Source organism: Ideonella flava (genome assembly GCF_051857595.1).
Classification (GTDB): Bacteria; Pseudomonadota; Gammaproteobacteria; order Burkholderiales; family Burkholderiaceae_C; genus Ideonella.
On record NZ_JBPZHD010000010.1, the window covers coordinates 45,951 to 58,758 of the forward strand.

7 protein-coding genes are annotated in these 12,808 nt (G+C 70.1%); all 7 read left to right on the top strand.

What is annotated here, in order from left to right:
- Positions 1–7 precede the first annotated feature (7 nt).
- The 7 genes from ACS5PM_RS21725 to ACS5PM_RS21755 are packed head-to-tail and all read left to right on the top strand — an operon-like array spanning position 8 to position 12,745.
- Positions 8–1,681: a DUF5597 domain-containing protein gene (locus tag ACS5PM_RS21725; RefSeq protein WP_439389789.1), complete on the top strand. Its 1,674-nt coding sequence runs from the start codon at positions 8–10 to the stop codon at positions 1,679–1,681.
- Positions 1,682–1,712: 31 nt separating this feature from the next.
- Positions 1,713–3,947, top strand: coding sequence for a beta propeller repeat protein (locus tag ACS5PM_RS21730; protein WP_439389790.1), 2,235 nt, complete (start codon positions 1,713–1,715; stop codon positions 3,945–3,947).
- A gap of 17 nt (positions 3,948–3,964) precedes the next feature.
- Positions 3,965–6,193 carry a WD40/YVTN/BNR-like repeat-containing protein gene (locus ACS5PM_RS21735; protein ID WP_439389791.1) on the top strand — a complete coding sequence of 743 codons (2,229 nt, stop codon included), beginning with the start codon at positions 3,965–3,967 and terminating at the stop codon, positions 6,191–6,193.
- Entirely contained in the window at positions 6,190–8,532 is a 2,343-nt protein-coding gene (locus ACS5PM_RS21740; protein WP_439389792.1) for a glycosyl hydrolase family 95 catalytic domain-containing protein, read from the top strand. The genes ACS5PM_RS21735 and ACS5PM_RS21740 overlap by 4 nt, the downstream gene beginning before the upstream one ends.
- Entirely contained in the window at positions 8,529–9,869 is a 1,341-nt protein-coding gene (locus ACS5PM_RS21745) for a GDSL-type esterase/lipase family protein (protein WP_439389793.1), read from the top strand. The genes ACS5PM_RS21740 and ACS5PM_RS21745 overlap by 4 nt, the downstream gene beginning before the upstream one ends.
- A 40-nt stretch (positions 9,870–9,909) precedes the next feature.
- Positions 9,910–11,262, top strand: a complete 1,353-nt coding sequence (locus ACS5PM_RS21750; protein ID WP_439389794.1) for a GH1 family beta-glucosidase — start codon at positions 9,910–9,912, stop codon at positions 11,260–11,262.
- A gap of 16 nt (positions 11,263–11,278) precedes the next feature.
- Positions 11,279–12,745 carry an MFS transporter gene (locus ACS5PM_RS21755; RefSeq protein WP_439389795.1) on the top strand — a complete coding sequence of 489 codons (1,467 nt, stop codon included), beginning with the start codon at positions 11,279–11,281 and terminating at the stop codon, positions 12,743–12,745.
- Positions 12,746–12,808 lie beyond the last annotated feature (63 nt).

Consider the following 12,808-nt stretch of genomic DNA (forward strand, 5'->3'; position numbering starts at 1 on the left):
GACGGGCATGAGCCGGACATCGCGCCCTTTTGGCCGCCTGGCCGGCACGCTGGCTGCGGCCGGCGTGCTGGCGGTCGCCGGCGCGGCCTTCGCGGCCGCGCCGGACCGCCCGCGGCTGGTGGAGCGCGATGGCCGCCATGCCCTGATGGTGGACGGCGCGCCCTTCCTCGTGCTGGGCGCGCAGGTCCACAACTCGAGCAACTACCCCGCCGCCCTCGCGAAGGTCTGGCCTGCGGTCAAGGACATGGGCGCCAACACCGTGGCCGTGCCCGTGGCCTGGGAACAGGTCGAGCCAACCGAGGGCCGCTTCGATTTCAGCTTCGTCGACACCCTGGTCGCCGAGGCCCGCCAGCACCAGGCCAGGCTCGTCCTGCTCTGGTTCGGCACCTGGAAGAACACCAGCCCGCAGTACACGCCCGAGTGGGTCAAGTCCGACAACCGGCGCTTCCCGCGCATGGTCGGCCCCGACGGCAAGACCAGCTATTGCCTCTCGCCGTTCGGCGAGCAGACGCTGCAGGCCGACAAGCGCGCCTTCGTCGCGCTGATGAGCCACCTGAAGAAGATCGACGGCCAGCAGCACACCGTCATCATGGTGCAGGTCGAGAACGAGGTCGGCACCTACGGCCTGGCGCGCGACTTCGCCCCCACCGCCCAGAAGGCCTTCGAGCAGCCCGTGCCCGCGGCCGTGCTGCAACGCAAGAAGCCCGCGCCCGGCAGCGCCGCTTCGGGCTCGTGGCGCGAGGTCTACGGCGACTATGCCGACCAGTACTTCCACGCCTGGGCCATCGCCCGCTACATCGAGACCCTGGCGCAGGCCGGCCGCGCCGTGCATGACCTGCCGCTGTATGTGAACAACGCGCTGCGAGATCCGCTGGAGCCGCTCGCGCCGTGGAAGGAAAACTTCGCCAGCGGCGGCCCGACCTACGACGTCATCGACATCTACAAAGCGGTCGCCCCGCACATCGACATCGCCGGGCCCGATCTCTACAGCCCCGAATCCGCCCAGGTGAGCGGGACGCTCGACAAGTTCCATCGCGCCGACAACGCGCTGTGGGTGCCCGAGATGAGCAACGCGGCGGTGTACGCCCGCTACGTCTACGCCATCCTCGGCCGCGGCGCGATCGGGGTCACACCCTTCGGCATCGACTACGCGGCCTACAGCAACTTCCCGCTCGGCTCGCCGCTGACCGACAAGCGCATGGTCGAGCCCTTCGCGCCGATCTTCGCGACCTTTGCCTCGCTGCAGCGCCCATGGGCGCGCTGGGCCTTCGAGGGTCGGACGCACGGCGTGGCCGAGGGCGACGACCACGCCGACCAGGCCATCACCTTGAGCAACGGCTGGAAGGCCACCGTGTCCTTCGGCCAGTGGCAGTTCGGCGAGAAGAGCTTCCCCGGCAACGCCAAGCAGCCGCCGCCCCACGCCAGCCAGCTGCTCGGCGGCGTCGCGATGGCCCAGACCGGCGATGACGAGTTCCTGGTCGTCGGGCAATCCGCGCGCGTGCGGCTCGACGCCGAGTCCGCGCCAGGCCACGGGACCCACCTCGTCAGCGCCGAGGAAGGCCACTTCGATGCGGCCGGCCGCTGGATCATGGAACGCCGATGGAATGGTGACCAGGTCGATTGGGGGCTGAACCTCACGGCCCGACCGGTCATCCTGAAGGTCCGAATGGGCCGGTACTGAAGACAACTACGACAGAAGACTGGAGACAAGGATGAAGGTTCTGCGCAGGCAGATCATCCAGGCGGCGGGCCTTTGTGCCGCCGGACTCGGGCAGTGGCCCATGGCCCGGGCGGCAACAGCGCCTGCGCTGGCTTACGACTGGCGCAACGTGCCGTTCGGCGGCGGCGGCTACGTCGACGGCCTGGTCTTCCATCCGCGCGAGGCCGGGCTGCTCTACGCACGCACCGACGCCGGCGGGGCCTACCGCTTCGACCTGGCCACGCGCGCCTGGGTGCCGCTGCTGGATTCCCTGTCCCGGGGGGATGCCGACCTCATGGGCGTGCTCAGCCTGGCGGTGGACCCGAAAGAGGCCAACCGGGTCTACCTGGCCTGTGGCCAGTACCTCGGCGAGTGGGCGCGCAACGGCGCGCTGCTGAGTTCCAACGACCGCGGCGCGAGCTGGCGGGTGACCGAGCTGGGCATCAAGCTGGGAGGCCGCGCGGACGGCCGCGGCTCGGGCGAGCGGCTGCAGGTCGATCCCCACCAGGGCGAAGTGCTGCTGCTGGGCACCACGCGCGACGGCCTGATGAAGAGCACCGACCGGGGCCAGAGCTTCCGCCGGCTGGGCTTCCAGCCGAAGCATGTCTCGCTGGTGCTGTTCGATCCCTCCAGCGGCTCACCCGGCACCGCGTGCCGCACGGTCTACGCCGGCAGCCACGACCAGCCGGGCCTGTACGTCTCGAACGATGGCGGCAGCACCTTCGCCCGTGAGGCAGGCGCGCCGGAACAGGTGCCTCAACGCGCGGTCTTCGGACCGGACGGCACGCTGTACGTGAGCTTCTGCGTCAGCCATTCCGACGGCGCCACCAACCCGGGCAACGTCCGCTCCGGCAGCGTGTGGAAACGCGATGCCGGCGGTCGCTGGACCGACATCACGCCCATCCCCGCCAGCCGCTCCCCGCAGGGCTTCGGCTACTCCGGCCTGGACGTCGACCGACAGGTGCCGGGCCGCCTCATGGTCTCCACCCTCGCGCGCTGGGGCGAAGGCGACGACGTCTTCCTGAGCACCGACGACGGCGCGCACTGGACGCCGCTCGCCTCGCGCTCCAAGCACCAGGTGGGTCCCTTTGCCTGGGCTCTGTCGCATCACGTCCGTGGCGGCGCCATGGGCAGCATGATCTCGGACCTGAAGATCGACCCGTTCAACGGCGACCGCGCCGTGTACGGCACCGGCTACGGCCTGTACCTGACCGAGAACCTGCGCGCCGCGCAACAGCCCGGCGGCATCTTGTCGTGGACTTTCGCCGTCGACGGCCTGGAACAGACCACCTCGGTCGAGATCCGCAGTCCGTCGGCCGGAGCGTCCCTGCTGGCCGTCATGGGCGAGGCGTCGGGGGCCGCCTGGGACAACCTGACGAAGCCGCCGCGGGCCGGGCTGTTCCTTCCGCATGGGGAGACGAATCGCTCGGTGGACCATGCGGAGCTGCAGCCGGCCATCGTCGTGCGCGTCGCCGACCAGGCTTCGACGGGCGGCTACATCTCGGTCGACGGCGCGCTCACCTGGCGGCCTTTCGGGCCGACCGAGCGCGAGACCAAGGCCCCCAACGGCGGCTACCTCGGCGCCGGCCGCGTCGCCATCTCGGCCAAGGGCAACTTCATGGTCTGGGCGCCCGAGCGGCAGGCCGCCCTGTGGACCCGCGACCTCGGCGCCACCTGGAAGGAAGTGGCCGGCTGGCCCACCACCCGCGACGTGGAACTCACCCCCGTGGCCGACCGCGCGATCGACGGCGTCTTCTACGTCTACGACCGCACCAGCGGCCGGATCCTGGTCAGCGTGGACGGCGGCGCGAGCTTCAAGCCGATCATCACCGGCCTGCCGGTGCTGCAGTTCTGGCAATCGTCCCAGCTGATCTCCGCGCCCGGCACGATGCGCGACCTGTGGCTGGCCGTGCCCGATGGATTGCTTTACCTGGCTGGGCCCGACAAGCGCGGCCGCACGATCAAGGGCGTGGCCGACCCCTGGCTCATCGCCGTCGGCAAGGCCGCGCCGGGCGCGAGCTATCACAGCCTCTACGTCTGGGGCAAGGTCCTGGTCGGCGGCACGCCGGTCGAAGGCCTGTTCCGCTCCGACGACACAGGCGCGAGCTTCAAGCGCATCGACGACGACCAGCACCGCTTCGGCCGGCTGCAGTCCCTGGCGGCCGACCCGCTGGAGCATGGGGTGCTCTACGTCGCTGCCCAGGGCCGTGGCTTGCTCGTCGGCAAGCCGCGCGCGGCGGGCTCCTGAGATCGCGAGGCGACGACATGCGACTGCCACGCCGACGCATCCTCCAGGGTGCCAGCCTGTGCGCCCTCGCCGGTACCGGCCTGCCTCTGGCCTGGAGCGCGAAGCAGCGGCCCTCGTCTTTCGGCGGAGGCTACGAATGGAGCAGCGTGCCCTTCGGCGCGGGCGGCTTCGTCGACGGTTTCCTCTTCCACCCCAAGGAGCGCGGGCTGCTGTATGTGCGCACCGACATCGGCGGCGCCTACCGCTTCGATACGCGCAGCCACTCCTGGGTCCCGTTGCTCGATCACCTGTCGCTGGCCGACGCGGACCTGATGGGCGTGCTGAGCCTGGCCATCGATCCCCAGGATCCGGACCGGCTCTACGCCGCCTGCGGCCTGTACCTCGATGAACGGGTCCGCCCAGCCGCCTTGCTCGCTTCGACCGACCGCGGCGCCACCTGGCAGCAGCACGAACTGGGCATCCACCTCGGCGGCAACTGGGCCGGACGAGGTTCGGGCGAACGGCTGCAGGTCGACCCTCGCGATGGCCAGGTGCTGTGGCTCGGCACCTCGCGCGACGGCCTGCTCAAGAGCACCGACCGCGGGCGCAGCTTCAAGCCGCAAGGCCTGGCCGCCCGGCACGTGTCCTTCGTGCTGATCGACCCGGCCGGCAGCGAGCCCGGCAAGGCCTCTCGCACTGTCTACGCCGGCAGCCACGACGACCCGGGGCTGTACGTCTCCCGCGACGGCGGCGCCAGCTTCGAACGCGAAGCCGCCACCCCGCGGCAGGCGCCTCAGCAGGCGGCCTTTGCTTCCGACGGCTCGCTCTACGTGACCTTCGCTCAGGGCGAAGGACCGGTGGCCTGCAACCCGAGCTACGCCAGGTCCGGCGGCGTGTGGAAGCGCACGCCCGACGGCCGCTGGATGGACATCACGCCCGAGCTTCCCGGCGAAGGCAGGCGCGGCTTCGGCTACTCGGCCGTGGATGTCGATCGCCAGATGCCACGCCGCGTGGTGGTTTCGACCATCGAGCGCTGGGTCGAAGGAGACGACATCTTCCTCTCCGAAGACGGTGGCGCCAACTGGACCTCCGTCGGTCAGGCCTCGGTCCACGACGCCCGGGCCTACCCCTGGCTGCAGGCCTACATGCGAACCGAGCGCCGACTCGGCCACTGGACCTCGGCGGTCAAGCTCGATCCGTTCGACGGGCAGATCGCCGTCTACGGCACCGGCTACGGCGTCTGGATGACGCACGGACTGGGCGCAGCCCGGCGCGGCAGCAAGGTGCGCTGGGACTTCACCGTGGAGGGCCTGGAAGAGACGGCGACGCTGGAAATCCGCAGCCCTTCCGAAGGCCCGCGCCTGTTGGCCGCCATGGGCGACGTCGCCGGCGCAGCCTGGGAGGATCCGGAGCGTCCGCCCGGCCACCGCTTCTTCCTGCCCGGCAAGGAAACCAACCGTTCGGTCGACTTCGCGGAGCTGGCGCCGAAGATCATCGCGCGCACCAGCGACGGCCCTTCGAGCGGCCACTGGTCCGACGACGGCGGCGCGAGCTGGCGGCCGTTCGCCACCTCGCCGCGGACCGAGCGGGTCCAGTCCGGCCATGTCGCCGTGTCGGCCGCGGGCGGCAGCTTCCTCTACGCACCGAAGAAAGGCCAGGCGCTGCGGTCGGATGACCGTGGCCGCAGCTGGTCGCCCTGCGAGGGCTGGCCGCAAAGCAGCGGCGCAGAGCTCAAGCCGGTGGCCGATCGCACCGTGGAGGGCGTGTTCCACGTGCTCGACCGCGACCGCGGCCAGGTGCTCACCAGCACCGATGGCGGCCGCCGCTTCGAGCCCTCGCTGACCGGACTGCCCCGCATCGACGAAGGCCAATGGGCTCAGCTGCTCAGCGCGCCGGGCACGGCCCACGAGCTCTGGCTCGTGCTGCACGACCGGCTGCTGCACGTGGCCGGCCGCGGCCAGGAACCGCGGCGCATCGAAGGCGTCGCCGGCGCGTGGATGATGGCCCTCGGCCGCGGCAAGCCGGGCGCGGCCTATCGCCACAGCCTCTACCTGTGGGGCCAGGTGCGGCCCGGCCGCTACGGCGCGCCGGTCGAAGGCGTGTTCCGCTCCGACGACGGCGGCGCGAGCTTCCAGCGCATCAACGACGACGCCCATCGCTACGGTCGGCTGCTGTCGATGGCGGCGGACGCGCGCCATCACGGCGTCGTCTACCTGGCGCCGCATGGCCGCGGCGTGGTCATGGGGCGGCCGCGGGCCAAGGCATGACCCGCTGTTGGCGCGCACTCCTCGCGGCCGTCGTGCTGGCCGCTTCCGCGGCCGGCAGCAGCGCCGCGGCGCTGACACTGCGCTACCAGCAGCCTGCCGCCGACACGCCCGCCGGCTGGGAACGCGAGGCATTGCCCATGGGCAACGGCCGCCTCGGCGGCATGCTCTTCGGTGACGTCGCTCGCGAGCACCTGCAGTTCAACGACATCACCCTGTGGACCGGCGACGACAAGTCCATGGGGGCCTACCAGCCCTTCGGCGACGTGTTCATCGAGCTGGCCGGTCACGACCGCGCTGCAACGGGCTACCAGCGCGAGCTGCGGCTCGAAGAGGGCACGCAACGCGTCGCGTACACGCTGGGCGGCGTGGCCTTCCAGCGCGAGGCTTTCGCCAGCCACCCGGCCGGCGTGATCTTGCTGAGGCTGACCGCCGATCGCCAGGGCCAGTACACCGGCACGCTGAGGCTCACCGACATGCACGGCGCGCAGATCACGGCCAGCGGCGCGCGGCTGCAGGCCACCGGCGCGCTGCCCAATCGCCTGCGCTACGCCAGCCAGCTGCAGGTGCTGGCCGAGGGGGGCAGCGTGAAGGCGCGCGGCGACGTGATCGAGTTCAGCGGCTGCGATGCGCTGACGCTCGTCCTCGGCGCGGGCACCAGCTATGTGCCGGATGCCGCCCGCCGCTTCCTCGGTGCCGCCCCGCTGCCTCGGGTGTCGAGACAAGTGGCCGCCGCCGCGGCGCGGCCCTACGACGACCTGCGGGCCGAGCACCAGAAGGACTACCAGGCGCTGTTCGGCCGCGTGCAGCTCGACCTCGGCGCCAGCGCCCCCGATCGGCGCGCGTTGCCCACCGACTTGCGCCTGGCCACCTACACCGCTGAAGGCCAGGACCCGGAGCTCGAGGCCCTGTACTTCCAGTTCGGTCGCTACCTGCTGATCTCGAGCTCGCGAGATTCGCTGCCGGCCAACCTGCAGGGCCTGTGGAACAACAGCCCCACGCCGCCCTGGAATTCGGATTACCACACCAACATCAACGTCCAGATGAACTACTGGCCGGCGGAGACGGCCAACCTGGCGGAGCTGCACCGGCCTTTCCTCGGCTTCGTGCGCAGCCAGCTGCCGCTGTACCGGCGCGCCGTGGCGGACCTGGCCGCCGATGCCCTGGCCCATCCCGGCATCGAGCGGCCCGGCGTCCCGCTCTGGGGCGGGACCACCCCGCCCGCCGAGGAGACCTTCCTCACGCCTGCAGGCCGGCCCGTGCGCGGCTGGACGCTGCGCACCGAATCGAATCCCTTCGGTGCCATGGGCTTCCTGTGGAACAAGACCGGCAACGCCTGGTACGCCCGCCACTTCTGGGAGCACTACGCCTTCACGCAGGACCTGGCCTTCCTGCGCGAAGAGGCCTACCCGGTGATGAAGGAGGTGTGCCTGTTCTGGCTGGACCACCTCAAGGCCCTTCCCGACGGCCGGCTGGTGGCGCCTCGCGGCTGGTCGCCCGAGCACGGGCCGATCGAGGACGGCGTGAGCTACGACCAGCAGATCGTCTGGGACCTGTTCACCAACACCCTCGAGGCCGCCGACACCCTGGGCGTGGACAAGGCCCTGCGCGACCAGATCGCCGCAGCGCGCGAGCGTCTCGCGGGCCCGCGCATCGGCCGCTGGGGCCAGTTGCTGGAATGGCTGGACGAGAAGGACGACCCGGTGCTCGACACGCCGAAGGACACCCACCGCCACGTGTCGCATCTGTTCGCCCTCTTCCCGGGCCGGCAGATCTCGCCGGTGCGCACGCCCGGGCTGGCGGCCGCGGCACGCAAGACGCTGCAGGCGCGCGGCGACGCCGGCACCGGCTGGTCCATGGCCTGGAAGATGGCCTTCTGGGCACGGCTGCTGGATGGCGACCATGCCTGGCGCATGTTGCGCGGCCTGCTCGCCACGCCGGGCGCTCGCGCGGCCCAGCAGGCCGGCACCGGCAGCGAGACGAACAACGCCGGCGGCACGTACGCCAACCTCTTCGATGCGCATCCGCCGTTCCAGATCGACGGCAACTTCGGCGCCACCGCCGCCATGTGCGAGATGCTGGTCCAGTCGCACAACGGCGAGATCCATTTGCTGCCCGCCCTGCCCTCGGCCTGGAAGCAAGGCTCGGCACGCGGACTGCGAGCCCGCGGCGGCTACGAGGTCGACATCGCGTGGGCCGATGGCCGGCTCACCAGCGCCACCGTGCGCTCGATCGCGGGCCATGAAGTCCGCATCCGCTACGGCGAGCGGACGTTCTCCCTGAAGTTGCAGCCCGGCCAGAGCCGCCGCCTGTCCTGGCCCCTTTCCGATACCCCCTCATGACACAGCCCCATCGCAGAACGCTGGCCGTGGCCGCCCTGTGCGCCGCCTACGCGCTGCTTTCGGCCTGCTCCACACCGCAGGCACCAGTCAACGCCGAAGAGCTGCCCCTGCTCGCCGGCAGGCTCTCGCCGGGCCTTCGCCTCACGGTGGCCGATTTCGAACGCGAGCTGGTCCTGAGCGGGGACAGCGCGGTGATGCCCAAGCCCGCCGACCCCCGCGTCGCGGCCAGCCAGGTCAGCCTGCGCCGCACGGCCAAGGAGGGCAGCGGCGAGGCCGTCGCGCTGCAGTGGAAGGAGGCCTGGTACGCCGCGCTTCGCATCGAGAGCGAGCAGCCGCTGGACCTGCGCCCCTTCGTCGACGCCGGCACGCTGGAGTTCGACGTGCGCTCGCCGGACCTGTCCCGCTCGGGCCTGAACATCACCATGTCCTGCGGCAAGGACTGCAGCCGCAAGGTCAACTACGTCATGGCTTCGCGGCCGCTGGCCGGCAAGGGCTGGCAGCACCTGTCGTTCTCGATGCAGTGCTTCGTGCGCGACGGCGCCGATTTCGTGCAGGTCAAGCGCCCCTTCGTGCTGGAGACCAGCGGCAGCGGCGAGGTCGAGGTGGCCAACGTGGTCATCAAGCGCAAGGGCAAGCCCAATGCGGCCTGCCCCGACTACCGCGTGCAGTCGGTCACACCCGGTCCGCTGAGCGAAGTCTGGTCCATCGACTGGTGGATGCCGCGCCACGAGAAGAAGCTGCAGGAGATCCGCGAGCTGCGCGCCGCCGGCAAGAACGCCGACGTGGTCTTCATCGGCGACTCCATCACCCAGGGCTGGGAGGACGCCGGCAAGAAGGCCTGGGACCAGTCTTTCGCCCGCTACAACGCGCTCGACCTCGGCTTCGGCGGCGACCGCACCGAGAACGTGCTGTGGCGCCTGCAGCACGGCGAGCTCGAGGGCGTCACGCCCAAGGTGGTGGTGATGATGGTAGGCACCAACAACACCGGCGACCGGCAGGAGGATCCGCGCACCACCGCCGCGGGCATCCGCCGGCTGGTCGACGAGGTCCGCCTGCGCCAGCCCAAGGCGAAGATCCTGCTGCTGGGCATCTTCCCGCGCGACGAGAAGCCGACCTCCGCCTCGCGCCAGCTCAACGACCGCGTCAACGGGATCATCTCCGGCTACGCCGACGAGCGCTCGGTCTTCTACCTGAACATCGGCGAATCCCTCATGAACCCCGACGGCACGCTCTCGCGCGACGTCATGCCCGACCTGCTGCACCTGAGCGACAAGGGCTACGCCATCTGGGCCCGCCGCATCGAACCCACGCTGCAGCGACTGCTCGCGACGCCCTGATCCATTCCACCGACCCCTCCACCCGATTCTTCCCAAGCTGATGCTCACGTACTCCAGCCCGTTCCCGTCCTCCTTCGTCTTCGGCGTGGCCGCCGCTTCGGCCCAGATCGAAGGCGCCGCCTTCGAGGACGGCAAGGGCGAATCCATCTGGGATCGCTTCGCGCGCATCCCCGGCAAGGTCGCCGGCGGCGACACGCTCGACGTCGCCTGCGACCACTACCATCGCTTCGACGAGGACTTCGCGCTGATGGCCTCGCTGGGCATCAAGACCTACCGCCTGTCCATCGCCTGGCCGCGCATCTACCCGCAAGGCGACGGCGAGCTGAACCAGGCCGGGCTGGACTTCTACCACCGGCTTTTCGCCAGCATGGCCAAACACGGCATCACGCCGTGGGTGACCCTCTTCCACTGGGACCTGCCGCAGGCACTGGAAGACCGCGGCGGCTGGACCGCCCGCTCCACCGTCGATGCCTTCGCCCGCTATGCCGACACGGTGGTCAAGGAGTTCCGCCACGAGGTGAAGAACTGGATCACGCTCAACGAGATCCGCTGCTTCACGCTGCTCGCCTATGGCTACGGCACCAAGGCGCCCGGTCGCCAGGAAAGCGCCGCCGTGCTCAACCAGACCTACCACCACGCCCTGCTGTGCCATGGCCACGGCGTGCGCGCGGTGCGCCAGTTCGGCGGCGCCGGCGCGCGCGTGGGCCTGACCGACAACTGCGACGTGAGCGTGCCGGTGACCGAGACACCGGCCGACATCGCCGCCGCCAAGGCCTGGTTCACCGAGAAGAACGATCACATCCTCGGCGCCATCCACGGCAAGGGGTATTCCGACAGCTACCTCGCCCGCGTGGGTCCGGACGCACCCGTCGTCCAGGCCGGCGACTTCGAGCTGATCAGCCTGCCGACCGACTTCCTCGGCCTGAACATCTACACCGCCACCTACGTGCGTGCCGGACGCGACGGCCAGCCGTGGGAGGTCGTCGCCCTGCCGCCCAACTACCCGCGCGCCGACAGCCCCTGGCTGAACCTGGTGCCGCAGGCCATCTACTGGGCGCCGCGCATGTGCCACGAGGTCTACGGCCACGCCTCGGTGTACATCACCGAGAACGGCTGCGGCTACAACGACGAGCCGCTGGTCAATGGCGAGGTGCAGGACCTGCACCGGCGCGACTACCTGCGCAACCACCTGCGCGAGGTGCACCGCGCCATCGCCGACGGTGTGCCGATCGACGGCTACTTCCTCTGGTCCTTCATCGACAACTACGAGTGGGAGGACGGCTACCTGCGCCGCTTCGGCATCGTCCACTGCGACTACCAGACGCTGCAACGCACTCCCAAGCTCTCGGCGCGCTACTACGCCGATGTGATCCGCCACCGAACCGTCCTCTGAGAACAGGCCCCTCACCATGTCCAGCGTCACCGCCGTACCCGACCGGGACACCGCCGTCGCCTCCATCGGCCCTGCGCCCACGGCGTCGGACCGCGTCCCCCTGTCCCAGAAGATCGGCTACGGCCTGGGATCGGTGCTCGACATGTGGGGCCACTGGCTCTACCCGTCGCTGGCCTATACCGTCTTCAACGTGTTCCTGGGCATGGCGCCCGGGCTGATCTCGACGGCGCAGATGATCAAGGTGCTGGTCGACGCGGGGTCCGATGCCCTGTTCGGCTGGATCTCCGACAACACGCGCACCCGCTACGGCCGCAGGCGACCCTTCATCCTGGTGGGCGGGGTGCTGGCGGGCATCGGGCTGCCGCTGATGTTCGCCGTGGGCCGAGGCTGGAGCAACACCGAATACTTCATGTTCATGCTGGTGTCCACCATCATCTACGTGCCGGTGATGAGCTGCTTCAACATGCCGTGGGTGAGCCTGGGCGCGGAGATGACGCCCGACTACCACGAGCGCACCAGCGTGCAGGCGATCCGCAACCTGATCCAGAAGCTGCCCGAGCTGGCGATGTTCTCCGCCGCGCAGTTCACCACGCTCGCGATCTTCCACGACGAAAACGGCAAGCCCGACATCCTGCTGGGTGCGCAGACCTACTGCGCCATCCTGGGCGCGATCATGGTGGCGGCCGCCGTGGCCATCTTCGCGCTGACCCGCGAGCGCTACTACGAGGCCGTCGTCGTCGCCAACAAGCAGGAGCGCATTCCCTTCAGGGACACCCTCGGCCGCACCCTGCGCTGCAAGCCCTTCCGCCACGTACTGTGCATGGTGCTGGCCTACGGCATCGGCACCGCGATGGTGAGCGCCCTGGGCTGGTACAACACCATCTACTACGTCTGCAAGGGCGACGTCACCCTGGCCGCGAAGTGGAACACCGCCATGGGCGCCGCCGGCATGGTGTTCGGCCTGCTGGGGATCCCGTTCTTCACCATGCTGGCGCGGCGGATCGGCAAGCGCCGCGCGATGGCCACGGTGTTCATGTTCGCCATCGCCGCCTTCATCGGCGACTGGTGGCTGTACGACCCGGCGCTGCCGTGGCTGCAGCTGTTCGCCTGCGGCTTCGTCGCCTTCACCGGCGCCGGCTTCTGGATCCTCTACGGCTCCACGATAGGCGACGTGGTCGACTACGACGAGCTGGAAACCGGCCAGCGCCGCGAGGGCTCGTTCTCGGCCTGCCAGTCGTGGATCAGCAAGGTCGGCATCGCGCTGGGCGTGGGCGCTTCCGGCTGGATCCTGCAGTTCACCGGCTTCGACGCCAAGCTGCCGGTCCAGACCGACGACGCCATCTTCATGATCCGAATCCTGCTGTCCAGCGTGCCGGTGGTCGGCCTGGTGATCGCGCTCATCGCGGTCCTGCGCTTCCCGCTCACCGAAGACCGCATGCACGAGATCCGCAAGAAGCTCGAGGCACGGCGCGGACAGGTGTGACCGCGAGCCGCCGCGGCCACGACCGCGGCGGCCTCTCACCAAGGGGCGCCGTGCGCCCCGCGA

Excerpts from the sequence above, each read along its gene's own strand:
- ACS5PM_RS21750 (WP_439389794.1), top strand. The coding sequence starts at position 9,910 with ATGCTCACGTACTCCAGCCCGTTCCCGTCCTCCTTCGTCTTCGGCGTG.
- ACS5PM_RS21730 (WP_439389790.1), top strand. The coding sequence starts at position 1,713 with ATGAAGGTTCTGCGCAGGCAGATCATCCAGGCGGCGGGCCTTTGTGCC.
- ACS5PM_RS21740 (WP_439389792.1), top strand. The coding sequence starts at position 6,190 with ATGACCCGCTGTTGGCGCGCACTCCTCGCGGCCGTCGTGCTGGCCGCT.
- ACS5PM_RS21735 (WP_439389791.1), top strand. The coding sequence starts at position 3,965 with ATGCGACTGCCACGCCGACGCATCCTCCAGGGTGCCAGCCTGTGCGCC.
- ACS5PM_RS21745 (WP_439389793.1), top strand. The coding sequence starts at position 8,529 with ATGACACAGCCCCATCGCAGAACGCTGGCCGTGGCCGCCCTGTGCGCC.
- ACS5PM_RS21725 (WP_439389789.1), top strand. The coding sequence starts at position 8 with ATGAGCCGGACATCGCGCCCTTTTGGCCGCCTGGCCGGCACGCTGGCT.
- ACS5PM_RS21755 (WP_439389795.1), top strand. The coding sequence starts at position 11,279 with ATGTCCAGCGTCACCGCCGTACCCGACCGGGACACCGCCGTCGCCTCC.